Annotated in this window: 23 protein-coding genes; 19 read left to right on the top strand and 4 right to left on the bottom strand. The window is 60.7% G+C overall.

Annotated features, from left to right (window positions below; translation table 11 throughout):
- Position 1 precedes the first annotated feature (1 nt).
- From ATE40_RS21905 to ATE40_RS21915, 3 genes are read left to right on the top strand one after another with little or no spacing between them, the layout of a single operon-like run.
- On the top strand, positions 2-1,072 hold the full coding sequence (locus tag ATE40_RS21905) for a sn-glycerol-3-phosphate import ATP-binding protein UgpC (RefSeq protein WP_019455300.1): 1,071 nt from the start codon (positions 2-4) through the stop codon (positions 1,070-1,072).
- Positions 1,072-1,809 carry a glycerophosphodiester phosphodiesterase gene (ugpQ, locus tag ATE40_RS21910; RefSeq protein ID WP_019455299.1) on the top strand — a complete coding sequence of 246 codons (738 nt, stop codon included), beginning with the start codon at positions 1,072-1,074 and terminating at the stop codon, positions 1,807-1,809. Before ATE40_RS21905 ends, ugpQ begins: the two co-directional genes overlap by 1 nt.
- Positions 1,810-1,869: 60 nt before the next feature.
- On the top strand, positions 1,870-2,826 hold the full coding sequence (locus ATE40_RS21915; protein WP_019455298.1) for an AEC family transporter: 957 nt from the start codon (positions 1,870-1,872) through the stop codon (positions 2,824-2,826).
- On the opposite strand, the gene ATE40_RS21920 is transcribed toward ATE40_RS21915, so the two are convergent.
- Complete coding sequence (locus tag ATE40_RS21920; protein ID WP_063918290.1) at positions 2,807-3,136, bottom strand: hypothetical protein; 330 nt, start codon at positions 3,134-3,136, stop codon at positions 2,807-2,809. The two genes, ATE40_RS21915 and ATE40_RS21920, sit on opposite strands and share 20 nt — an antisense overlap.
- 151 nt (positions 3,137-3,287) lie before the next feature.
- On the opposite strand from ATE40_RS21920, the gene ATE40_RS21925 reads away from it, so the two are divergent.
- Positions 3,288-4,148 carry a carboxylate/amino acid/amine transporter gene (locus ATE40_RS21925; RefSeq protein ID WP_019455296.1) on the top strand — a complete coding sequence of 287 codons (861 nt, stop codon included), beginning with the start codon at positions 3,288-3,290 and terminating at the stop codon, positions 4,146-4,148.
- Between the two features lie 33 nt (positions 4,149-4,181).
- Here the strand turns inward: ATE40_RS21925 and metR are convergent, their stop codons facing one another.
- Positions 4,182-5,126, bottom strand: coding sequence for an HTH-type transcriptional regulator MetR (gene metR / locus ATE40_RS21930; protein WP_063918291.1), 945 nt, complete (start codon positions 5,124-5,126; stop codon positions 4,182-4,184).
- Between the two features lie 90 nt (positions 5,127-5,216).
- Between metR and metE the strand changes: the two genes are divergently transcribed.
- Positions 5,217-7,505, top strand: a complete 2,289-nt coding sequence (metE, locus tag ATE40_RS21935) for a 5-methyltetrahydropteroyltriglutamate--homocysteine S-methyltransferase (protein WP_071892045.1) — start codon at positions 5,217-5,219, stop codon at positions 7,503-7,505.
- 83 nt (positions 7,506-7,588) lie between these two features.
- Here metE and ATE40_RS21940 read toward each other — a convergent pair whose 3' ends face one another.
- Positions 7,589-8,416, bottom strand: a complete 828-nt coding sequence (locus ATE40_RS21940) for a dienelactone hydrolase family protein (protein WP_063918293.1) — start codon at positions 8,414-8,416, stop codon at positions 7,589-7,591.
- A gap of 487 nt (positions 8,417-8,903) precedes the next feature.
- On the opposite strand from ATE40_RS21940, the gene udp reads away from it, so the two are divergent.
- The 12 genes from udp (at position 8,904) to hemB (ending at position 19,522) form a co-directional block, all read left to right on the top strand.
- A complete protein-coding gene (gene udp / locus ATE40_RS21945; protein ID WP_004934432.1) occupies positions 8,904-9,665 on the top strand; it encodes a uridine phosphorylase in 762 nt (253 codons plus the stop codon).
- Positions 9,666-9,794: 129 nt separating this feature from the next.
- Positions 9,795-10,577, top strand: coding sequence for a tyrosine-protein phosphatase (locus ATE40_RS21950; protein WP_063918294.1), 783 nt, complete (start codon positions 9,795-9,797; stop codon positions 10,575-10,577).
- A 79-nt stretch (positions 10,578-10,656) separates the two neighbouring features.
- Entirely contained in the window at positions 10,657-11,187 is a 531-nt protein-coding gene (locus ATE40_RS21955; RefSeq protein WP_019455291.1) for a DedA family protein, read from the top strand.
- 140 nt (positions 11,188-11,327) lie between these two features.
- The gene (gene rmuC, locus ATE40_RS21960; protein ID WP_063918295.1) at positions 11,328-12,875 is read left to right on the top strand and encodes a DNA recombination protein RmuC; all 1,548 of its coding nucleotides are present in this window, start codon (positions 11,328-11,330) and stop codon (positions 12,873-12,875) included.
- 78 nt (positions 12,876-12,953) lie between these two features.
- Positions 12,954-13,709: a bifunctional demethylmenaquinone methyltransferase/2-methoxy-6-polyprenyl-1,4-benzoquinol methylase UbiE gene (gene ubiE / locus ATE40_RS21965; RefSeq protein ID WP_004934443.1), complete on the top strand. Its 756-nt coding sequence runs from the start codon at positions 12,954-12,956 to the stop codon at positions 13,707-13,709.
- A gap of 13 nt (positions 13,710-13,722) precedes the next feature.
- Entirely contained in the window at positions 13,723-14,331 is a 609-nt protein-coding gene (gene ubiJ / locus ATE40_RS21970) for a ubiquinone biosynthesis protein UbiJ (RefSeq protein WP_019455289.1), read from the top strand.
- The gene (gene ubiB, locus ATE40_RS21975) at positions 14,328-15,959 is read left to right on the top strand and encodes a ubiquinone biosynthesis regulatory protein kinase UbiB (protein WP_063918296.1); all 1,632 of its coding nucleotides are present in this window, start codon (positions 14,328-14,330) and stop codon (positions 15,957-15,959) included. Before ubiJ ends, ubiB begins: the two co-directional genes overlap by 4 nt.
- Positions 15,960-16,038: 79 nt before the next feature.
- Complete coding sequence (gene tatA / locus ATE40_RS21980; RefSeq protein WP_019455287.1) at positions 16,039-16,302, top strand: Sec-independent protein translocase subunit TatA; 264 nt, start codon at positions 16,039-16,041, stop codon at positions 16,300-16,302.
- Positions 16,303-16,305: 3 nt separating this feature from the next.
- Entirely contained in the window at positions 16,306-16,875 is a 570-nt protein-coding gene (gene tatB / locus ATE40_RS21985) for a Sec-independent protein translocase protein TatB (protein WP_063918297.1), read from the top strand.
- Positions 16,876-16,878: 3 nt separating this feature from the next.
- Entirely contained in the window at positions 16,879-17,649 is a 771-nt protein-coding gene (gene tatC / locus ATE40_RS21990) for a Sec-independent protein translocase subunit TatC (protein WP_019455285.1), read from the top strand.
- Positions 17,650-17,702: 53 nt separating this feature from the next.
- Positions 17,703-18,485 carry a 3'-5' ssDNA/RNA exonuclease TatD gene (gene tatD / locus ATE40_RS21995; RefSeq protein ID WP_025160386.1) on the top strand — a complete coding sequence of 261 codons (783 nt, stop codon included), beginning with the start codon at positions 17,703-17,705 and terminating at the stop codon, positions 18,483-18,485.
- 14 nt (positions 18,486-18,499) lie between these two features.
- Positions 18,500-19,522 (top strand): porphobilinogen synthase, encoded by a 1,023-nt coding sequence (gene hemB, locus ATE40_RS22000; RefSeq protein WP_019455283.1) that lies wholly within the window; start codon positions 18,500-18,502, stop codon positions 19,520-19,522.
- Positions 19,523-19,564: 42 nt separating this feature from the next.
- Here hemB and rfaH read toward each other — a convergent pair whose 3' ends face one another.
- Positions 19,565-20,053: a transcription/translation regulatory transformer protein RfaH gene (gene rfaH, locus ATE40_RS22005; RefSeq protein WP_019455282.1), complete on the bottom strand. Its 489-nt coding sequence runs from the start codon at positions 20,051-20,053 to the stop codon at positions 19,565-19,567.
- A gap of 247 nt (positions 20,054-20,300) precedes the next feature.
- On the opposite strand from rfaH, the gene pepE reads away from it, so the two are divergent.
- Together pepE and ubiD are read left to right on the top strand one after the other, a co-directional pair.
- Positions 20,301-21,026, top strand: coding sequence for a dipeptidase PepE (gene pepE / locus ATE40_RS22010; protein WP_019455281.1), 726 nt, complete (start codon positions 20,301-20,303; stop codon positions 21,024-21,026).
- Positions 21,027-21,088: 62 nt separating this feature from the next.
- A complete protein-coding gene (gene ubiD / locus ATE40_RS22015) occupies positions 21,089-22,609 on the top strand; it encodes a 4-hydroxy-3-polyprenylbenzoate decarboxylase (protein WP_043129093.1) in 1,521 nt (506 codons plus the stop codon).
- Positions 22,610-22,650 lie beyond the last annotated feature (41 nt).

A 22,650-nucleotide genomic window follows, 5' to 3' on the forward strand; every position in this document is an offset into this window, starting at 1 on the left:
GATGGCAGGATTAAAACTACAGGCGGTCACCAAGTCTTACGACGGTAAAACGCCGGTGATCAAACAGATCGATCTCGATGTGGCGGACGGTGAGTTCATCGTGATGGTTGGCCCGTCCGGCTGCGGCAAGTCCACGCTGCTGCGCATGGTAGCCGGGCTGGAACGCACCACCAGCGGCGATATCTATATCGATACCCGGCGCGTGACCGATCTGGAGCCCAAGGATCGTGGCATCGCGATGGTGTTCCAGAACTACGCGCTCTATCCGCACATGAGCGTATACGACAACATGGCCTACGGCCTCAAGATCCGCGGTTTTGGCAAGGATCATATCCGCCAGCGGGTGGAGGAGGCGGCGCGCATTCTGGAGCTGGAGCCGCTGCTCAAGCGTAAACCGCGCGAGCTATCCGGCGGCCAGCGTCAGCGCGTGGCGATGGGGCGCGCCATCGTGCGCGAACCGGCGGTGTTCCTGTTCGATGAACCCTTGTCCAACCTGGACGCCAAACTGCGGGTGCAGATGCGCCTGGAGCTGCAACAGCTGCACCGGCGCCTGAAAACCACCAGCCTGTACGTGACCCACGATCAGGTGGAGGCGATGACGCTGGCGCAGCGGGTGATCGTGATGAATAAGGGCGTGGCGGAGCAGATCGGCACGCCGAGCGAAGTGTACCAACGGCCGGCTTCGCTGTTCGTCGCCGGCTTTATCGGCTCGCCGGCGATGAATTTGCTGCCCGGCACCCTCAGTGCCGACGGTAGCCAGCTGCTGCTGGCGGACGGCATGGCGCTGCCGTTGCCGGTGGCCAAACCGCAGTGGGCGGGGCGGCAGTTGACGCTGGGCGTCAGGCCGGAGCATATTCAGCTGGTGGCGCAAGGCCAGGGCGTGCCGTTGCAGTTGCAGACGCTGGAACTGCTGGGAGCCGACAATCTGGCGCACGGCCAGTGGGGCGGCCACGGAGTGATCGCGCGGTTGTCGCATGAAACCTTGCCGACGGCGGGCAGTACGCTATATTTGCAGCTGCCTGCTCAGGCGCTGCACTTCTTTGACACCCACAGCGGATTACGGATGGATTGATGACTAGACCCTGGCCTTATCCTCATATTGTCGCCCATCGCGGCGGCGGTTCTCTGGCGCCGGAAAATACCCTGGCGGCGATCGACGTCGGCGCGCGCCATGGCCACAAGATGATCGAGTTCGACGCCAAGCTGGCGCAGGACGGACAAATTTTCCTGCTGCATGACGATACGCTGGATCGCACCAGCAACGGCTGGGGCGTGGCGGGCGAACTGCCGTGGGATAAACTGGTGCAGCTGGACGCCGGCAACTGGTACAGCTCGGCCTTCAAGGGCGAGCGGCTGCCGCTGCTGTCGGAAGTGGCGGAACGCTGCCAGGAACATGGTCTGATGGCCAATATCGAAATCAAACCGACCACCGGCAGCGACGATGAAACCGGCCGGGTGGTGGCGCTGGCGGCGCGGCTGCTGTGGCAAGGGCAGACCGACCCGTTGCTCTCCTCCTTCTCGGTGGAAGCGCTGGCGGCGGCGCAGCGCACCGTGCCGGATTTGCCGCGCGGCTTGCTGCTGGAGGACTGGGACGATAACTGGCGCGAGCTGACGGAACGCCTGGACTGCGTCTCGCTGCATATCGACCATAAAGCGCTGACCGCCGAGCGGGTGAAAGCGTTGAAAGACGCCGGGCTGCGCATTCTGGTGTATACCGTTAACCAACCGGATCGCGCGCGCCTGCTGCTCGACTGGGGCGTTGACTGCATTTGCACCGACCGGATAGATTTGATTGGCCCGGAGTTCTAATCCGGCGCCGATGAATCCCGCGACGACAAGCCTTGCCGCCGCACCACCGGAAGGAATGCGATGCCTGGCTTTATCCTGTCACTGTGGCACCAGATGGTGCTGTCTTTACCGCTGTTCGTCCTGATCGCGTTGGGTTATGGGCTGATTCGCTGGGGGAAATGGCCCACCAGCATCACCGATGGCCTGACGCGCTTTGTGTTTTCCCTCGCCTTGCCCGCCATGCTGTTTCGCATGATGTGCGACTTCTCGCAGCGTCCGGCGGTCGACGCCCGGCTGCTGATCGCGTTCTTCGGCAGTTGCCTGATCGTGTTCGTGCTCGGCCGTCTCGTCGCCCGGCACCTTTTCCGGCTGGATGGCGTCGCCGGGTCGGTGTTTGCACTGGGCGGTATTTTCTCCAATAACGTGATGCTCGGTTTACCGATCGCCAGCGTGATGCTGGGGGAGGCGGCGATCCCGTCGGTGGCGCTGGTGCTGGTGTTCAACGGCCTGATCCTGTGGACGCTGGTCACGGTGTCGATCGAATGGGCACGCAACGGCTCGCCGACGCTGGGGGGCTTTGCTAAAACCGCGCGCAGCGTACTGACCAATCCGCTGATCGTCGGCATTTTGTCTGGCACACTGTTCAGCCTGACTGGCTTGCCGCTGCCGGACTTCGTCGACCGGCCGGTCAGCATGCTCGGCCAGGTGGCGGCGCCGCTGTCGCTGGTGGTGCTCGGCATGGGGCTCGCTGAGTACCGCATCAGCGAAGGCTGGCAGTTGAGCGGCGCCATCTGCGTGTTGAAATTGCTGGTGCAGCCGTTAGTGATTTGGCTGCTGGCCTGGATGATGGCGCTGCCGCCGATGGAGACCCGCGTCGTGGTGCTGCTGGGTTCAATGGCGGTGGGCGTGAACGTCTACCTGATGTCGCGCCAGTTCAATACGCTCACCGGCCCGGCCGCCACCAGCCTGGTGATGTCCACCGTGCTGGCGGCGATCACCACGCCGCTGATCCTCACCGTTATGGGCGTGCGGGCGTAGCCTGCAGCGGCGCCTGCGGCACTGCCGGCGTGGTGCGGTTGAACGGATCGCGCGGTTGGTTGCCGTTAGGCAGCAGTTGGCCGCCGTTCGGCGTGGTTTGCAGCAGCTGTTGCCGCTGATTGTCGAACTGCCGCTGCTGCTGCTGGCGGCGTTGATCCATCTGCCGGTTGTTCAACAGGCGCTGTTGCTGGGCCTGTTGGCTGTTTTGGTTGAGGAACTGCTGCTGTGAACGCAGGTCGGTCACGCCGTTGGCCGCCGCAGCCAGACCGGGCAGCAGCAACAGAGCGAACAGGATGTGAGACGTTTTCATGATGGTTACCTCGCTTTTTTATTAAGCCTAACGCAGCGGCGAAATTTTGCCGGTAGTTTATCTTTTGCTCAGATGTAAACCGCCTTTCATCCCCTTATGCATCCATCTTCCGTTACAATCGCCCTTTCGGTATTTTTAGGATGAACCCATCGTGCTGCTCTTGGTTATCACCACCATTTTGTGGGCGTTCTCTTTCAGCCTGATCGGCGAATATTTGGCGGGCCATGTCGACAGCTGGTTCTCGGTGCTGATGCGCATCGGGCTGGCGGCGCTGGTATTCCTGCCGTTTCTGCGCTGGCGCAATATCAAACCCAGGGTGATCCTGCTGTATATGCTGGTGGGCGCCTGCCAACTGGGCATCATGTACCTGTTCAGCTTCCGCGCCTATCTCTACCTGACGGTGCCGGAGTTCCTGCTGTTTACCGTGCTGACGCCGCTGTACATCACGCTGATCTATGATTTGCTGAGCGGCCGGCGCTTGCGCTGGGGCTACGTATTCAGCGCGTTGTTGGCGGTGCTGGGTGCGGCGATCATCCGCTATCACCAGTTGAGCGAGCACTTCTGGTGGGGGCTGCTGTTGGTGCAGGCGGCGAACATCAGCTTCGCCATCGGCATGGTCGGCTATAAGCGCCTGATGGAAGTGCACCCCTTGCCGCAGCACACCGCATTTTCCTGGTTCTACCTGGGGGCGGCGGTGGTGGCGGTGGTGGCCTGGTGCCTGTGGGGCAATCCGCAACAGCTGCCGACCACTCACCTGCAGTGGGGCGTGCTGATCTGGCTGGGCGTAGTGGCGTCGGGGCTGGGTTATTTCATGTGGAACTACGGCGCGACGCAGGTGGATGCCGGCACGCTCGGCATCATGAACAATATGCATGTGCCGGCCGGGCTGTTGGTCAACCTGGCTATCTGGCAACAGCAGCCGCACTGGCCGAGTTTTATCATCGGCGGAGCGGTGATCGTCGCTTCGCTGTGGGTGCACCGCCGCTGGGTGGCGCCGAAACAGAACGGCTAAGAGGATGGGCCCCGGCAGGAGGGGCCCGCAAGTTTATACGCCGGCCGCCAACGCTTTGGCGCCGGTTGCGCCGGGGCGTGCGGCGTCGCGCACAAACGGCAGATGATCGCAGGCGTGCTGACGGGCCGAGCGGATAAAGGCTTCAGTCACCGTTTGGCGCTGCTCGCCGTCGCGCACGGCGGCGTACAGCCGGCTCCACAGGCCGTCGCCCAGGGTTTTGGTCACCACCAGGCCTTGCTGTTCGAAGCTCTCCACCACCCAGTGCGGCAGCGCCGCAATCCCCATCCGCGCCGATACCATCTGGATCAGCAGCAGCGTGTTATCGACGTTCTTCAACGCCGGGCTGACGCCCGCCGGCTGCAGGAAATGCCGCCAGATATCCAGCCGCTGGCGCTGCACCGGGTAAATCAACAGCGTTTCATCGCTCAAGTCTTCCGGTTCGATGTGCGGCTTGCCGGCCAGCGGATGATCCGGCGCCAGCACCAGACGCACCTCGAAATCGAACATCGGCGAATAGTGCAGGCCGCTGCGCGGCAGAATATCCGACGTCATCACCAGATCCAGCTCGCCCTGCTGTAAAGCCGGCTGCGGATCGAAAGTGACGCCGGAGGTGAAGTCCATCACCACCTGTGGGAAACGCCGGCGGAAATTGTCCAGCGCCGGCGTCAGCCACTGAATGCAGCTGTGGCATTCGATGGCGATGCGCAGCGTAGTCTGATGGGGCTCGTGGCAGGCCTGCAGCGCCTGTGAGATTTGTGGCAGCACCTGTTCCGCCAGCTGCAGCAGGATCTCGCCCTGGGCGGTGAAGCGCAGCGGCTGGCTCTTGCGCACGAACAGCTTGAAGCCCAGACGTTGCTCAAGATCGCTGAACTGGTGCGACAGGGCAGACTGCGTCTGATGAAGTTGGGCCGCCGCCCCCGCCAGCGAACCGCTGCTGCGCAGGGCCTGCAGCGTCCGTAAATGTTTCAGTTCGATCATGAGAGTCCTTCACATTGACAGTGAATAAATTGCGCTTGTGGTTAATACAGTACCTGCTGATTATGGATGTGTAAACATCTGGACGGCTAAATGGGGAATATGACGATGGCAATTTTGAATCACACACTGGGTTTTCCTCGCGTTGGGCTGCGACGTGAGCTGAAAAAAGCTCAGGAAAGCTACTGGGCTGGCAACTCAACGCAGGAAGAGCTGTTGGCGGTTGGCCGCGAGCTGCGCGCTCGCCATTGGCAACAGCAACAGCAGGCCGGGGTGGATTTGGTGCCGGTCGGCGATTTCGCCTGGTACGATCATGTGTTGACCACCAGCCTGCTGTTGGGCAACGTGCCGGCGCGCCATCAGAATGCGGATGGCTCGATCGATCTGGACACGCTGTTCCGCATCGGCCGAGGCCGCGCACCGACCGGCGAGCCGGCGGCCGCGGCGGAAATGACCAAATGGTTCAACACCAACTACCACTACATGGTGCCTGAGTTCCAGCAAGGTCAGCAGTTCAAGCTGGGCTGGACCCAGCTGCTGGACGAAGTGGACGAAGCGCTGGCGCTTGGTCACCGCATCAAACCGGTGCTGCTTGGCCCGGTGACCTATCTGTGGCTGGGTAAAGTGAAGGGCGAGCCGTTCGATCGCCTGTCGTTGCTGAAAGACATTCTGCCGGTTTACCAGCAGGTGCTGGCCGAGCTGGCGAAACGCGGCGTCGAGTGGGTACAAATTGACGAGCCTGCGCTGGTGCTGGAGTTGCCGCAGGCCTGGCTGGATGCCTTTAAACCGGCTTACGACGCGCTGCAGGGGCAGGTGAAACTGCTGCTGACCACTTACTTCGACAGCGTCGGCCACAACCTCGACACTATTCGCACGCTGCCGGTGCAGGGGCTGCACGTCGATCTGGTCGCCGGCCATGACGATATCGCCGCGTTGAGCGCCGCATTGCCGCAAGAGTGGCTGCTGTCGCTGGGCGTGATCAACGGCCGCAACGTTTGGCGCGCCGATCTGAGCCGCTGGTTCGAACGTCTGCAACCGCTGGTGGGCCGCCGCCCGCTGTGGATCGGCACCTCCTGTTCACTGCTGCACAGCCCGATCGATCTGAGCGTGGAAAGCCGTCTGGACGAAGAAGTGAAGAGCTGGTTCGCCTTCGCGTTGCAAAAATGTACCGAGCTGGCGCTGCTGACTGCGGCGCTGAACGCGCCCGACGCGGCGAAACAGGCCGAACTGGACGCCTACAGCGCGCCGATCCGCGCCCGCCGTCAGTCGAGCCGTGTACACAATGCGCAGGTTGAGCGCCGTCTGGCCGCTATCACCGCGCAGGACAGCGAGCGCCACAGCGCTTACGCCGAGCGCGCCAGGGCGCAGCGCGAACGTTTCAACCTGCCGGCCTGGCCGACCACCACCATCGGTTCGTTCCCGCAGACCACCGAGATCCGCGGCCTGCGCCTGGACTTCAAGCAGGGCCGTCTGGACGGCAGCAACTACCGCACCAGCATCGGTGAGCACATCAAACAGGCGATCGTTGAGCAGGAGCGCCTCGGGCTGGACGTGCTGGTGCACGGTGAAGCCGAGCGCAACGACATGGTGGAATATTTCGGCGAGAACCTGGACGGCTTCGTGTTTACCCAGAACGGCTGGGTGCAGAGCTACGGTTCCCGCTGCGTGAAGCCGCCGGTGATCATCGGCGATGTCAGCCGCCCGGAAGCCATCACCGTCGAATGGGCCAAATTCGCCCAGTCTCTGACCGACAAGCCGGTAAAAGGCATGTTGACCGGGCCGGTGACCATCCTGTGTTGGTCGTTCCCGCGTGAAGACGTGACCCGCGAAGCGATCGCCAAGCAGATTGCGCTGGCACTGCGTGACGAGGTGGAAGATCTGGAAAAAGCCGGCATCGGCATCATTCAGATCGACGAACCTGCGCTGCGCGAGGGGCTGCCGCTGCGTCAATCCGATTGGGCCGCCTATCTGAACTGGGCGGTGGACGCCTTCAAGCTGAACGCCGCCGTGGCGCGGGATGATACCCAGATCCACACCCACATGTGTTATTGCGAGTTCAACGACATCATGGACTCCATCGCCGCGCTGGACGCCGACGTGATCACTATCGAGACCTCGCGTTCCGATATGGATCTGCTGGAAGCCTTCAAAGAGTTCGAATACCCGAACGAAATCGGGCCGGGCGTCTACGACATCCACTCGCCGAACGTGCCGAGCGTGGAATGGATTGAAGCGTTGCTGCGTAAAGCCGCGCAGAATATCCCGGCTGAACGCCTGTGGGTTAACCCGGATTGCGGCCTGAAAACCCGCGGCTGGCCGGAAACCCGCCAGTCGCTGGCCAACATGGTATTGGCGGCGCAGCGCCTGCGCGAGCAGGCGTGATGAGTGCGGCGGATTGACCGCCGCTTATAGATTTACTGGTGTGATGATTGGGCGCTTCGGCGCCCTTTTTTATGCAGGGGAGGTTACTTGACGCCGTGCTGGGCGAACCACGCCAGCATGCGCTGCCAACCGTCCTGCGCCGCTTCGGCGTTGTAGCTGGGGCGATAGTCGGCGTTGAACGCGTGCCCGACGCCGGGGTACACCACGATTTCAGCATCAGCGTTGGCGGCGCGGATCGCCTGACGCATGGTTTCCACCGTCTCCAGCGGAATACTGCTGTCCTGCCCGCCATACAGCCCCAGCACCGGCGTCGACAGGTGCGTTGCGACATCGACCGGATGCTTCGGTGAATTCAGCGTTTTTTCACCCACCAGCTTGCCGTACCAGGCGACCGCCGCCTTCAACTGCGGGTTGTGCGCCGCATACAGCCAGGTAATGCGGCCGCCCCAGCAGAAGCCGGTGATCGCCAGCTTGCCGGCGTCGCCGCCGTGGCGGATGGCCCAGTGCGCGGCGTGGTCCAGATCCGACAGCACCTGGCGATCCGGCACCTTGGTCACCAGTTGCTGGAACAGCTCGCCGATATCGGTGTAGTCATTGGCGTCGCCCTGGCGGAAATAGAGCTCGGGCGCGATCGCCAGATAGCCCTGTTTCGCCAGGCGGCGGCACAGATCCTGAATATGTTCATGTACGCCGAAAATTTCCTGCACCACCAGCACGATGGGGAAGGGGCCATTATGCTCGGCGGGTTTGGCGACGTAGGCCGGCAGCGCGTCTCCCTGAGAAGGGATGGTCGTTTGCCCGGCGTGAATGCCCTGTTCATCGGTGATAATCGCGGAGGCGGCCAACGGCGCGGCGGCCGGGGCGAATCCCCCCTGAGCCTGTTCTAATGTCATCACATGTTCGGTTTTCATTGCGGTCTCCGTGCAATAGAAAAAAGCGCTGAGATTAACTATAGGAAAGATTACCCATTATTGGCGCTGCGTGGAGCACTTTCGGACAAGTCGATAAAAAACGGCTAATTATCTGGCTTTACGGCATTTTTAGGCGCTTTTTATCATGTTATTGCGGGTTTTGGCCCACGTAATTGCCATAAGGTGCGTTAGATGGCTTTTTTGTCCCTAAGCAGCCGATAAGATAGGGTTATTTCTGGTTGTTGAGCTAAATAGTTTCAACCGGCAACCAACGGGGAGAGGCGGTAAGTTTTGTCGGCTAGACTGAGGTTCAGCAAGAGAGTGCTGGCGGCGCTGCCTCGTTATTTTGTGATAAAAATCACAAAAAATATGTAGCATGTAATTTGTTTCTCTTTTCATAGTGACTGTCGTCACGAAAATGGGCGACGATTTTCAGTAGAGTGCTTTTTTGTTCCTCCCAATAAACATGATCCATGAGGAGTCTCGTATGTCTCAGTCTGACGTTTTTCATCTCGGCCTCACCAAGAACGATTTACAAGGGGCCCAGCTTGCCATCGTGCCGGGCGATCCGCAGCGCGTAGAGAAGATTGCCAAGCTGATGGAAAATCCGGTGCATCTGGCCTCCCATCGTGAATTCACCACCTGGCGCGCGGAGCTGGACGGCAAGGCGGTGATCGTCTGCTCCACCGGCATCGGCGGCCCGTCTACCTCTATCGCGGTGGAAGAGCTGGCGCAGCTGGGCATCCGCACCTTCCTGCGCATCGGCACCACCGGCGCCATTCAGGCGAACATCAACGTCGGTGACGTGCTGGTCACCACGGCGGCGGTACGCCTCGACGGCGCCAGCCTGCACTTTGCGCCGATGGAGTTCCCGGCGGTCGCGGACTTCGCCTGCACCACCGCGCTGGTGGAAGCTGCCAAAGCCAGCGGCGCGACCACCCACATTGGCGTAACCGCCTCTTCCGATACTTTCTACCCGGGCCAGGAACGTTACGATACCTACTCCGGCCGCGTGGTCAGCCGTTTCAAAGGCTCGATGGAAGAGTGGCAGGCGATGGGCGTGATGAACTATGAAATGGAATCCGCCACGCTGCTGACCATGTGCGCCAGCCAGGGCCTGCGCGCCGGCATGGTGGCTGGGGTGATCGTCAACCGCACCCAGCAAGAGATCCCGAACGCCGAGACCATGAAAAACACCGAAAGCAAAGCGGTGCAGATCGTGGTGGACGCCGCTCGTCGCCTGCTGTAATCGCCTTCCCTGAACGGGCCGCCGACGCGGCCCGTTTTTCCATTCGCGACTAATCTGTTACGGTGATACTCCTCAGCGCTGCGCCGATGGCCGCCGCGCGTTGTCAGAACAACAACAACGAGGACGTTTATGACCGCCCAGATCCTGCTTCATCCTTCGCTTGCGCCGCTCGACGGTGGCATCAATTTCCGTGACTTCGGCGGCAACGGCGTGGCCGATGGGCGCCGCATCAAGCGCGGCCTGCTGTTTCGCTCCGGTTCCCTCGAGCGGCTGACGGAAAACGACTGCGCCTTTCTCGCCGGTGTGCCGGTGCGTTCGGTGCTGGACTATCGCGATGCCGACGAAGTGCAGGCCAAGCCGGATATTCTGTGGAATGGTGCCGACTATCATCACGTGCCGGCCAACCCGCTGAGCAGCGAAGTCAACGCCAACCTGGAGAAGCTCACCAACGAAACGCTGGCCGCTTTCGACGCCCGCGCGTTCATGCTGGAACTGTATCGCCGCCTGCCGTTCGGCAATGCGGCCTATCAGCGGCTGGCGCAGCTGCTGAGCAATCCTGGCGGTGGCGCCATCGTGCAGCATTGCGCGGTCGGCAAGGATCGCACCGGTGTCGGCTCGGCGCTGGTGCTGTTCGCGCTGGGTGCCGACGAAGCGACCGTGCTGGAAGACTATCTGCTGACCGAAACCACGCTGGCCGCTTTCCGCGAGCAGATGCTGGATCAGCTGTCTATCAAGCTGAATGCGGCGGCGCTGGAGCAATTCGCCTACGTGCTCAGCGCGCGTGAGGAGTTCCTGATGACCGCGCTGGGCTGCATCCGTCAGCAATACGGCTCCACCGACCGCTGGCTGGAGGCGGAATACGGTCTGGGCGCGGCACAGCGCGAAGCGCTGCAGGCGTTCTACCTCGAGTAAATCGCCGCGTGTTTAACCGGGGTTTAACTCGCCCCGGCCTATCCTAAGCGGTGAATTATCGCGTATCAGGAGCCCCGCATTGAGCCTCAATGACGTTATCAACTGGGTCAGCGACGTCGTGCGTCAGCACGAAGGCTGGGCCATTCCCATCATTTTTTTCCTGGCGTTCGGCGAGTCGTTGGCGTTTTTGTCGCTGCTGTTGCCGGCCACGGTGATCCTGCTGGCGCTGGGTGCGCTGATCGGCGAAAGCGGAATCGCCTTTTGGCCGATTTGGGCCGCCGCCGCCGTCGGGGCGTTTTTCGGTGACTGGCTCTCTTACTGGATCGGCTACCACTATCAGGATCGCGTGGCCCATATGTGGCCGCTGTCGCGCAATCCGCAGTTGCTGGCGCGCGGCCACGCGTTCTTTGAACGCTGGGGCGTGCTGGGCATTTTCATCGGCCGCTTCTTCGGCCCGCTGCGCGCCGTGGTGCCGCTGGTGGGCGGCATTTGCGGCATGCCGCAGCGCTACTTCCAACTGGCCAACGTCACGTCGGCGATGATCTGGGCGTTCGGCATTCTGGCGCCGGGGGCATTCGGCATCAAGTGGCTCAGCCAGTGGCTGGGTTGATTTCTCGCTAAATTGCGCAGCGCCGCGCAATATTGTGCGCGGCCGGCAAAATCAGGCTGGACATCCATACAGCCTCCCCTTAACGTGACGGGCAATGGGCGTGCAAAACGCCGCAACGGCAAGGTGCAACAGGAGGCAGGGTGGATACCAGTCTGATTTATGGGATTGGCGGCGTAGCGATCGGCATGCTGTTGGGGTGGCTGATCGCCAGTCTGCGGGTGCAGCAGACGCATGCGCAACATGAAACCGAGCTGCGGTTGCTGGAGCAAGCGTTGCAGCAGGCGCAGCAGGAAACGGCGGCGCGGCAGGAAACGCTGCAGCGCCACGAGCAACAGCTGCGCCAGAGCGAGCTGGAGCTGCGCAATCTGCACAGCCAACTGGCGGCCGGGCATGAGAAGCTGCAACAGCTCAACCATTGGCGCAACGAATGCGAACTGCTCAATCAGGAGCTGCGTGCCCAGCGCGAGGTCAATAGCGCGCAAGAAGCCGAACTGCGCGAAGTCACCATCCGTCTGGAAGAGACGCGCATGGCGGCGGAAGAGAAGCAACGCCTGCTTATCAACAGCGAACAGCGGCTCACCACCCAGTTTGAAAATCTCGCCAACCGCATTTTTGAACACAGCGGCCGCAAGGTTGACGAGCAAAATAAGCAAAGTCTGGATCGTTTACTGTTGCCGCTGCGCGAACAGCTGGACGGTTTCCGCCGTCAGGTGCAAGACAGCTTTGGCCAGGAGGCGCGGGAGCGCCACACGCTGACGCACGAGATACGCAATCTGCAGCAGCTGAACGCGCAGATGGCGCGCGAGGCCATCAACCTCACCAAGGCGCTGAAAGGCGACAACAAGACGCAGGGCAACTGGGGCGAGGTGGTATTGAGCCGGGTGCTCGAGGCCTCAGGCCTGCGCGAAGGGCACGAATATGAAACGCAGGTCAACGTGCGGGTGGATCACCAGAGCCGCATGCAGCCCGATGTCATCGTGCGTCTGCCGCAGGGCAAGGATGTAGTGATCGACGCCAAGATGTCGCTGATCGCCTACGAGCGCTATTTTAACGGCGAAGACGAGGTGGAGCGCGAAGCGGCGCTGAGCGAACATATCGCCTCGCTGCGTGGCCACATCCGCATGCTGGGCCGCAAGGACTACCAGCAATTGCCGGGGCTGCGCTCGCTGGATTATGTGTTGATGTTCATTCCGGTCGAACCCGCCTTCCTGCTGGCTATCGATCGCGAACCGGAGCTGATCAGCGAAGCGCTCAAGCACAACATCATGCTGGTCAGCCCGACCACGTTGCTGGTGGCGCTACGCACCATCACCAATCTGTGGCGCTATGAACATCAGAGCCAGAACGCCCAACGCATCGCCGATCGCGCGGCGAAACTGTATGACAAGATGCGGCTGTTCGTGGACGATATGTCCGCGCTGGGGCAGAGCCTGGACAAGGCTCAAGGCAGTTATCGTCAGGCGATGAACAAACTGAGCGAAGGCCGTGGTAATCTTATTGGCCAAATTGAAGGTTTTCGCGCGTTGGGGGTTGAGGTCAAACGGCCGATCAACCCGCTGCTGGCGCAGCAAGCCGGCGCGCAACACGATGAAGCGGAAGAGGCGAACGACGACGATGTCGCCGCGCTGCCGCAGACGAACGACGATGATGATACCGCCGGGGAACCGGGCTTCGTTTCGCACGGCTGAGGCCGTGGCGAGGTGGGGTATTCCCCGGGCTTCTGGTACACTCATCCACACAAAATTGACTGAATAGCAGGCAGGACAATGGCAGATCAATCGCAGGAAACCACCGATTTCGGTTTTCGCACCGTCGCTAGAGACGAAAAACAGGCCATGGTGGCGGACGTTTTTCATTCGGTAGCGGCAAAGTATGACGTGATGAACGACCTGATGTCGTTCGGCATTCACCGTATCTGGAAGCGTTTCACCATTGACTGCAGCGGCGTGCGCCGTGGGCAGCGCGTACTGGATCTGGCCGGCGGCACCGGCGACCTGGCCGCCAAGTTCTCCCGCATGGTGGGCGAGCAGGGGCAGGTGGTGCTGGCGGACATCAACGATTCGATGTTGAAAATGGGGCGCGAGAAGCTGCGCGATCGCGGCATTGTCGGCAACATCAACTACGTCCAGGCCAATGCGGAAGCGTTGCCGTTCCCGGACAACTACTTCGATTGCATCACTATCTCCTTTGGCCTGCGCAACGTCACCGACAAAGACAAAGCGCTGCGTTCGATGTTCCGCGTGCTGAAGCCGGGCGGCCGCCTGCTGGTGCTGGAGTTCTCCAAGCCGCTGCTGGCGCCGCTGAGCAAAGCCTACGACGCTTACTCCTTCCACGTGCTGCCGAAGATCGGCGAGCTGGTGGTGAAAGATCCGGACAGTTACCGCTACCTGGCGGAATCGATCCGCATGCACCCCGATCAGGAAACCCTGAAGGGCATGATGGGCAACGCCGGTTTTGAAAACGTCACCTATTTCAACCTGACCGGTGGGATTGTCGCCCTGCATCGCGGCTTCAAGTTCTGAGAGGGAGATGCCGATGCTGTTTACCCCTCTGCTGACCGGTGCGCTGGAAACCTCGCTGAATAATCTGCTGTTTCGCGATCGCAGCATGAAAGCCGCCCGCCAACGTCTGGCGGGCAAGGTGCTGCGTATTGAACTGGAAGAGTTGGCTTCGCCGCTGGTGCTGGTGTTCAGCGAACTGCGCGTGGATGTGCTGGGGCAGTCTGAAGACAGCGCTGATTGCACGGTGCGCAGCCGCATTCCCTCCTTGCTGAAGCTGCGCGATCGCCAGCAGTTGCCGGTGCTGATGCGCAGCGGTGAATTGACGGTGGAAGGTGATATTCAGGTGGTGCAACAGCTGGTTGGCCTGCTCGATCTGGCGGAGTGGGATCCGGCGGAGTGGCTGGCGCCCTACATCGGCGATATCGCCGCTCAGGGCATCACGCAGGCGCTGGGAAAAGGTGCCTCGTTACTCAAGACCGGATTGATGCGTCGGCAACAAGACATGGCGGAGGCGCTGACCGAAGAGTGGCGTCTGGCGCCGGGGCCGCTGGAAGTGGTGTGGTTCCATGAAGAAGTCGACGCGCTCGCCCGCAGCGCGGAAGCGCTGATTGCCCGTATGGACAAGTTGGAGGGCAAGCGATGACCCCAGGCGAACTGCGTCGTTTGTATTTTATCGTCCGCGTTTTTCTCAGCTATGGGCTGGATGAGCTGATCCCTAAAATGCGTTTGACGCTGCCGCTGCGCTTCGGCCGCCGGCTGCTGTTCTGGATGCCGAATCGGCACAAGGACAAACCGCTGGGTGAACGCCTGCGGCTGGCGCTGCAGGAGTTGGGGCCGGTCTGGATCAAGTTTGGCCAGATGATGTCGACCCGCCGCGATCTGTTTCCACCGCAGATTGCCGATCAGCTGACGCTGCTGCAGGATCGGGTGGCGCCTTTCGACGGTGCGTTGGCGCGCAAGCATATCGAGTTGGCGATGGGCGGCCCGCTGGAAACCTGGTTCGACGACTTCGAGCAGCAGCCGCTGGCTTCCGCTTCGATAGCGCAGGTGCACACCGCGCGGCTGAAAACCACCGGTCAGGAAGTGGTGCTGAAGGTGATCCGGCCGGATATCGGGCCGGTTATCAAGGCCGACGTGCGGCTGATGTACCGGTTGGCCGGCTGGGTGCCGAAGCTGCTGCCGGACGGCCGCCGCCTGCGTCCGCGCGAAGTGGTGCGCGAGTACGAGAAAACGCTGCTGGACGAATTGAACCTGCTGCGCGAAGCGGCCAACGCCATTCAGCTGCGCCGCAATTTCGACGGCAGCCCGATGCTGTATGTGCCGGAGGTCTATTCCGACTACTGCCGTGAAAGCGTATTGGTGATGGAACGCATCTATGGCATTCCGGTTTCGGACATCGCCACGCTGGAGCAACAGGGCACCAACATGAAACTGTTGGCGGAACGCGGCGTCCAGGTGTTCTTTACCCAGGTATTCCGCGACAGCTTCTTCCATGCGGACATGCATCCCGGTAATATTTTCGTCAGCTATGAACATCCGGAGGATCCCTGCTACATCGGCATCGACTGCGGCATCGTCGGTTCGCTGAACAAGGATGACAAACGTTACCTGGCAGAAAACTTCATCGCCTTCTTCAACCGCGATTACCGTAAGGTGGCGGAACTGCACGTCGATTCCGGGTGGGTGCCGCGCGACACCAATGTGGAAGACTTCGAATTCGCCATCCGCACGGTGTGCGAACCGATTTTCGAGAAGCCGCTGGCGGAGATTTCCTTCGGCAACGTGCTGCTGAACCTGTTCAACACCGCGCGCCGCTTCAATATGGAAGTGCAGCCGCAGCTGGTGTTATTGCAGAAGACCTTGCTGTATGTTGAAGGTCTGGGGCGCCAGCTCTATCCGCAGCTGGATCTGTGGACCACCGCCAAGCCGTTCCTCGAGAGCTGGCTGCGCGATCAGGTCGGCATTCCCGCGGTGGTGCGCGCGCTGAAAGAGAAAGCGCCGTTCTGGGCGGAGAAGCTGCCTGAACTGCCCGAGCTGTTTTACGACAGCCTGCAGCAACATAAACTGTTGCAACAAAGCGTTGATAAGCTGACTAATCAGATGCAGGCTCAGCGGGTTCGTCAGGGGCAGTCACGTTATTTGTTCGGCGTTGGCGCTACACTGTTGGTAAGCGGCACGCTGTTGCTGCTGGGGCAAATCGAGGTGTTTCCCGCCTGGATGATGGCCGCCGGCGTCGTATGCTGGGTGATTGGCTGGAAGCGAACCACCTGATTTAATTCGTTACTCTGGTAAAGTCGGCCCTATAATGCGGGCTGGCTTTAAAAGACCCTTTAAATTAGAGGTAATTAAAATGGGCGGTATTAGTATTACGCAATTGTTGATCATCGCAGTGATCGTGGTGCTGCTGTTCGGTACCAAAAAACTGCGCACGCTGGGCTCCGATCTCGGCGCCTCGATCAAGGGCTTCAAGAAGGCGATCGGCGACGATACGCCGTCGACTACCAACACGGCTGAAAAAAGCAGCCTGGATGACGCTGACTTCTCGGCCAAGCCTATTACCGAAAAGCAGCCGGAAGTGAAACCGGAAGAGTCGAAGAACAAAGAGCAGGTATAAACCGTGTTTGACATTGGGTTTAGTGAGCTGCTGTTGGTGCTGGTGATCGGCCTGGTTGTCCTGGGGCCGGAACGGTTGCCGGTCGCGGTCAGAACGGTGTCGGGCTGGATCCGCGCGCTGCGCTCGCTGGCGGCCTCGGTGCAGCACGAACTGTCTCAAGAGCTGAAGCTGCAGGAGCTGCAGGACAGTCTGAAAAAAGCGGAACAGGCCGGCCTGCAGAACCTGACGCCGGAGCTGAAGGCGTCGATGGATGAGCTGAAAGACGCGGCGGAATCTTTGAAACGCACCTACCGGGGCGAGAAAGAAGAGCTGGCGAATACCATCCATAATCCGCAGGTCACCGATCCGGAAGCCTTGCATGACGGCGTGACGCCGGCTGAAGCGGCAACCCGCGCCAGCGCGCCCGCCGCTGCGCCAAAACCGCCAGCGGAACCTGAAGCCGTCGCGCCCGTGTCACCGGCACCGCCAGTGGCGGCGCAACCCGCTAAAGCGCCGGTGGAAACGGCGCCTGCCTCTGTCGAACCTGTTGCGGATAAAACCCCAACGTCTCACCAACCTAGTGGCGATCGTTAATACATGGCTGTTGAAGATACCCAACCCCTTATCAGTCATCTGATAGAGCTGCGCAAGCGGCTGTTGAACTCGATTATTTGCGTGCTGGCGGTGTTCGTGGTGCTGGTGTTTTTCGCCAACGACATCTACCAGCTGGTTTCCGCGCCGCTGCTCAAGCAGCTGCCGGCCGGGGCGAGCATGATCGCCACCGACGTGGCGTCACCGTTCTTTACTCCGATCAAGCTGACCATGATCGTCTCGGTGTTCGTCTCTGCGCCGATGATCCTGTATCAGGTATGGGCATTCATCGCGCCGGCGCTGTACAAGCACGAACGCCGCCTGATGATGCCGCTGCTGGTGTCCAGCAGCCTGCTGTTTTACCTCGGTATGGCCTTCGCCTACTTCATCGTGTTCCCGCTGGCCTTCGGCTTCTTCGCCAAGACCGCGCCGATGGGGGTGACCATTGCTACCGACATCAAAAACTACCTCGACTTCGTCATGGCGCTGTTTATGGCGTTTGGCGTCGCCTTCGAAGTGCCGGTCGCTATTATTCTGCTGTGCTGGAGTGGCGTCACTTCGCCGGACGACCTGAAGAAGAAACGGCCGTATGTGCTGGTCGGCGCGTTTGTGGTCGGCATGTTGTTGACGCCGCCGGACGTGTTCTCGCAAACCCTGTTGGCGATACCGATGTATCTGCTGTTTGAAGTCGGGGTGTTCTTCGCCCGCTTCTATACCGGCAAACGTCGTCCGCAGGCGGAAGAAGAAGACGAGGGCGACGAACCCCCAGCCCCCTGAACCACATTGATTGCTAAGCCGCCCATTGGGCGGCTTTTGCTTTGGAAAAAACCATGTTTGATATCGGCGTTAATCTTACCAGCAGCCAATTCGCCAAAGACCGTCAGGTGGTGGTGGAGCGCGCCCGCGCCGCAGGGGTGACCGGGATGTTGATTACCGGCACCGATCTGCCGGAGAGCCGCGAAGCCGCCGAACTGGCGCAACAACATCCGGGCTATTGTTGGTCTACCGCCGGCGTGCATCCGCACTACGCCAGCAGTTGGAATGAACAAACCGCCGAGCAGATTTATGCCCTGGCCGCCCGCCCCGAAGTGGTGGCGGTCGGCGAATGCGGTCTGGATTTCAACCGCAATTTCTCGACGCCTGAGCAGCAGGAAGCGGCGTTCACTGCGCAGCTGGCGCTGGCGGCGGAGTTGGCGCTGCCGGTGTTTCTTCATTGCCGCGACGCACACGCACGTTTTGCCGAGCTACTGACGCCGTGGTTGGATAAACTGCCCGCGGCCGTGGTGCACTGCTTCACCGGCACCGCCGAAGAATTAGCAAGCTGCCTGTCGTTGGGCCTGTCGATCGGGATTACCGGTTGGGTCTGCGACGAGCGGCGCGGCCTGGAATTGCGCGCCCTGTTGCCGCAGATCCCGGCCGAGCGTCTGCTGCTGGAAACGGACGCCCCTTATCTGTTGCCCCGGGATTTACTGCCTAAACCCGCATCTCGCCGCAACGAACCCTGTTTCCTGCCCCACATCGTGCATCAGGTCGCCATCTGGCGGCAGGAAGAGCCGCAATGGCTGGGGCAAAAAACCGATGAGAACGCCCGCCGGCTATTCCGGCTGGTTTGAGCTAGGAGAAAACTATGAGCTATGCATTTCCGGGCACCTTCCCTGGTCGCCGTATGCGCCGCGTGCGCCGTCATGACTTCAGCCGCCGCCTGGTCGCCGAGAACCAACTGACGGTCAACGACCTGATCTATCCGGTGTTTGTCATGGAAGGCAGCAACCGCCAGGAAGAAGTGGCCTCGATGCCTGGCGTATCGCGCATGACGATCGATCTGCTGGTCAAGGAAGCGGAAGCCATCGCCAAACTCGGCGTGCCGGTGATTTCCCTGTTCCCGGTGATCGAACCGGGCCTGAAATCGCTGCATGCGGAAGAAGCCTATAACCCGGAAGGGCTGGTGCAGCGCACGGTGCGCGCGCTGAAAGACGCGGTGCCTGAGCTGGGCATTCTGACCGACGTAGCGCTCGATCCCTACACTACGCACGGGCAGGACGGGGTGATCGATGAACAGGGCTACGTAATTAACGACGTGACCAAAGACATTCTGGTGCGTCAGGCGCTGTCCCATGCCGAAGCGGGCGCGGAAATCGTGGCGCCGAGCGACATGATGGACGGCCGCATCGGGGCGATCCGCGATCGTCTGGAGCTGCAGGGCCTGGTGAACACTCAGATCATGGCCTACTCCGCCAAGTACGCTTCCTGTTACTACGGCCCGTTCCGCGATGCGCTGGGCTCCAGCGGCAATCTGAAGGGCGGCAACAAGAAGACCTATCAGATGGATCCGGCCAACAGCGACGAAGCGCTGCAGGAGATTGCACAGGATCTGCAGGAAGGTGCGGACATGGTGATGGTGAAGCCGGGCATGCCGTACCTGGACGTGGTGCGCCGCGTGAAGGATACCTTCGGCGTGCCGACCTTCGCTTATCAGGTGTCCGGAGAGTACGCCATGCACATGGCGGCGATTCAGAACGGCTGGCTGCAGGAGCAGCCAGCGGTGATGGAGTCGTTGATGTGCTTCAAACGCGCCGGTGCCGACGGTGTGCTGACTTACTTCGCCAAGCGTGTCGCCCAGTGGCTGCATGAAGAAGCGCTGCGCCGCTAAGCGCGAAACCGTAAAAAAGGCGCCTGAGGGCGCCTTTTTACATTACATTTTCTGGAATTGCCGATTGTCGATGCTTTGACTGACCTGTTTGTTGATCAGGTTCAGCAGCAGCATGGAGCGCGCCTCGCCGTCCGGCTCGGTGTAGATCGCCTGCAATCCTTCGAACACGCCGTCGACGATCAGGACGGTATCCCCAGGCTGTGGGGTTTCCGGATCGACATAGGCTTCGCTGGCGTGGGTGCGCAGCTCATCGATCACCTTGCTCGGGATGACGCTCGGCAGCGCGCCGAAACGCACGAAGTGGCTGACGCCGCGGGTGGCGCTGATGGTGGTGGTGTGAATGCGCTCCGGGTCGAACTCCACAAACAGATAGTTGGGAAACAGGGGTTCGCTGACCGCAATGCGTTTGCCACGCACGATTTTTTCCAGCGTGATGATCGGGCTGAGGCAGTTTACCTGCTGCCGTTCCAGATGTTCCTGCGCTCGCAACAGCTGACCGCGTTTGCAATAAAGTAGATACCAGGATTCCATAATTTCACATGCCTTTCTGCCAGCCGGTAAGCATATCAAAAGCTATTCCGGATACATAGTGATGCAAGTTTCAGCATGTAACATCGCCTATCTCTATGAATCTATGGCTATTAGCGAAGGGTCACACACTTGTCGATACGGTGCTGGTATAACAGAGGACTGAAAAATTTGTTACCGTCACAGTATGGCAAGGCGTTGCGCCACCGGCTGTGACGCTATTCATCGTTTTTGACCGAGGGGGAGAGAAATGGAGCTGTTTCTGTTGAGCAACGGCAAGCTGTCTGGCGAAGCCGAACTGCTGGGGTACGCCAAAAGCCAACTGCTGGCGATGATTGCGCGCCGCGGCATTAAATCCGCCGTCTTTATCCCTTACGCGCTGATCCGTTACGACTACGATCGGCGTGCGCAGGAGCTGGCGCAAACATTGGGCATTGAAGTCACCAGCATCCACCACGCCGCTTCGCCCGCGGAGGCCATCGCGCAGGCGGAATGCATTTTGGTCAGCGGCGGCAATACCTGGTTGCTGAACCAGATGCTGCACGAGCAAGGCCTGATTGTGCCTATCCAGCGCGCGGTGCGCGAACGCGAAGTGCCTTACGTCGGCTGGAGTGCCGGTTGCAACGTGGCCACGCCGAGCATTCGCACCACCAACGATATGCCGGTGCGCTGCAGCGTGGTGCTGCCGGCGTTGGGGCTGTTCCCGGTGCAGATCAACCCGCATTACATCGATGCGCATATCAGCGGCCACATGGGCGAAACCCGTGACGAGCGCCTGGCGGAGTTCTGCGCGATCAACCCGAGCGAATCGGTAGTGGCGCTGCGTGAAGGCAGCCTGTTGCACGTTGAAGGCAACGAGCTGCGTTACTTCAGCGCCAACGGGCAGGGCTTCAAGGTGTTCCGCCACGGCGAAGAGACGCGCGAATATCAGGATACGCGCGCATTGGCCTCGCTGGTGCCGTTCCACTGCCGCTGAACGCCGCCCGGCAGCGGGCGGCGTTAACAAAATTGCAGCAACAACCGTGAAGAGGGCTTATAATGCCCTCCCCACTGGCCGCTATAATGATCAGCATGAAATACCGTGACTTACGCGATTTCCTCTCGTTGCTGGAGAAGAGAGGGGAACTAAAACGCATCAGCCAGCCGATCGATCCTTACCTGGAAATGACGGAGATTGCCGATCGCACCCTGCGGGCGGGCGGCCCGGCATTGCTGTTTGAAAACCCGAAAGGGTACGACATGCCGGTGCTGTGCAACCTGTTCGGCACCGCCAATCGCGTGGCGATGGGCATGGGGCAGGAAGACATCAGCGCGCTGCGCGAAGTCGGCAAACTGCTGGCGTTCCTCAAAGAACCGGAGCCGCCGAAAGGCTTCCGCGATCTGTTCGACAAAATGCCGAAGTTCAAGCAGGTGCTGAACATGCCGACCAAGGTGCTGGGTTCAGCGCCTTGTCAGGAGCAGGTATGGCAAGGCGATGATGTCGATCTCAGCCGTATTCCGGTGATGCACTGCTGGCCGGAAGACGCCGCGCCGCTGATCACCTGGGGGCTGACGGTGACCCGCGGCCCGCATAAGGAACGGCAAAACCTCGGCATCTACCGCCAGCAGGTGCTGGGCAAGAATAAAGTGATCATGCGCTGGCTGTCGCACCGTGGCGGCGCGCTGGATTACCAGGAGTGGTGCCAGGCGCATCCCGGCGAGCGTTTCCCGGTCGCCGTGGCGTTGGGCGCCGATCCCGCCACTATCCTCGGCGCGGTCACGCCGGTGCCGGATACCCTGTCTGAATACGCCTTTGCCGGGCTGCTGCGCGGCAATAAAACCGAAGTGGTCAAGTGCCTTTCCAACGATCTGGAAGTGCCCGCCAGTGCTGAAATCGTGCTGGAAGGCTATATCGAACCGGGTGAAATGGCGCCGGAAGGCCCGTACGGCGATCACACCGGCTACTACAATGAAATCGACCAGTTCCCGGTATTCACCGTCACCCACATCACCCAGCGCCGCAACGCGATCTACCACTCGACCTACACCGGCCGGCCGCCGGATGAGCCGGCGATCCTGGGCGTGGCGCTGAACGAAGTGTTCGTGCCGATCCTGCAAAAGCAGTTCCCGGAAATCGTTGATTTCTATCTGCCGCCGGAGGGATGCTCGTATCGCCTGGCGGTAGTGACCATGAAAAAACAGTACGCCGGCCACGCTAAACGCGTGATGATGGGCGTCTGGTCGTTCCTGCGGCAGTTTATGTACACCAAATTTGTTATCGTCTGTGATGATGACGTCAATGCGCGCGACTGGAACGACGTGATTTGGGCGATCACGACACGAATGGATCCGGCAAGGGATACCGTTCTGGTGGAGAATACGCCGATCGACTATCTGGACTTCGCCTCGCCGGTTTCCGGGCTGGGTTCGAAGATGGGGCTGGACGCCACCAATAAATGGCCGGGTGAAACCGATCGCGAATGGGGCCGTCCGATTCAGATGGATGAAAAGGTACGTGCGCGCGTCGACGAAATCTGGGATGAGCTCGCAATCTTCAGTGACAGGGAGCCGACGTTATAACGTCAGGCTCTGTTCTCAGCTTTGCATTGATGACCCGACAG

Origin of the sequence: Serratia surfactantfaciens (assembly GCF_001642805.2) — a bacterium.
Lineage (GTDB): Bacteria > Pseudomonadota > Gammaproteobacteria > Enterobacterales > Enterobacteriaceae > Serratia > Serratia surfactantfaciens.

Excerpts from the sequence above, each read along its gene's own strand:
- ATE40_RS21905 (WP_019455300.1), top strand. The coding sequence starts at position 2 with ATGGCAGGATTAAAACTACAGGCGGTCACCAAGTCTTACGACGGTAAA.
- ugpQ (WP_019455299.1), top strand. The coding sequence starts at position 1,072 with ATGACTAGACCCTGGCCTTATCCTCATATTGTCGCCCATCGCGGCGGC.
- ATE40_RS21915 (WP_019455298.1), top strand. The coding sequence starts at position 1,870 with ATGCCTGGCTTTATCCTGTCACTGTGGCACCAGATGGTGCTGTCTTTA.
- ATE40_RS21920 (WP_063918290.1), bottom strand. The coding sequence starts at position 3,136 with ATGAAAACGTCTCACATCCTGTTCGCTCTGTTGCTGCTGCCCGGTCTG.
- metR (WP_063918291.1), bottom strand. The coding sequence starts at position 5,126 with ATGATCGAACTGAAACATTTACGGACGCTGCAGGCCCTGCGCAGCAGC.
- metE (WP_071892045.1), top strand. The coding sequence starts at position 5,217 with ATGGGGAATATGACGATGGCAATTTTGAATCACACACTGGGTTTTCCT.
- ATE40_RS21940 (WP_063918293.1), bottom strand. The coding sequence starts at position 8,416 with ATGAAAACCGAACATGTGATGACATTAGAACAGGCTCAGGGGGGATTC.
- udp (WP_004934432.1), top strand. The coding sequence starts at position 8,904 with ATGTCTCAGTCTGACGTTTTTCATCTCGGCCTCACCAAGAACGATTTA.
- ATE40_RS21950 (WP_063918294.1), top strand. The coding sequence starts at position 9,795 with ATGACCGCCCAGATCCTGCTTCATCCTTCGCTTGCGCCGCTCGACGGT.
- ubiE (WP_004934443.1), top strand. The coding sequence starts at position 12,954 with ATGGCAGATCAATCGCAGGAAACCACCGATTTCGGTTTTCGCACCGTC.
- ubiJ (WP_019455289.1), top strand. The coding sequence starts at position 13,723 with ATGCTGTTTACCCCTCTGCTGACCGGTGCGCTGGAAACCTCGCTGAAT.
- ubiB (WP_063918296.1), top strand. The coding sequence starts at position 14,328 with ATGACCCCAGGCGAACTGCGTCGTTTGTATTTTATCGTCCGCGTTTTT.
- tatA (WP_019455287.1), top strand. The coding sequence starts at position 16,039 with ATGGGCGGTATTAGTATTACGCAATTGTTGATCATCGCAGTGATCGTG.
- tatC (WP_019455285.1), top strand. The coding sequence starts at position 16,879 with ATGGCTGTTGAAGATACCCAACCCCTTATCAGTCATCTGATAGAGCTG.
- tatD (WP_025160386.1), top strand. The coding sequence starts at position 17,703 with ATGTTTGATATCGGCGTTAATCTTACCAGCAGCCAATTCGCCAAAGAC.
- hemB (WP_019455283.1), top strand. The coding sequence starts at position 18,500 with ATGAGCTATGCATTTCCGGGCACCTTCCCTGGTCGCCGTATGCGCCGC.
- rfaH (WP_019455282.1), bottom strand. The coding sequence starts at position 20,053 with ATGGAATCCTGGTATCTACTTTATTGCAAACGCGGTCAGCTGTTGCGA.
- pepE (WP_019455281.1), top strand. The coding sequence starts at position 20,301 with ATGGAGCTGTTTCTGTTGAGCAACGGCAAGCTGTCTGGCGAAGCCGAA.
- ubiD (WP_043129093.1), top strand. The coding sequence starts at position 21,089 with ATGCCCTCCCCACTGGCCGCTATAATGATCAGCATGAAATACCGTGAC.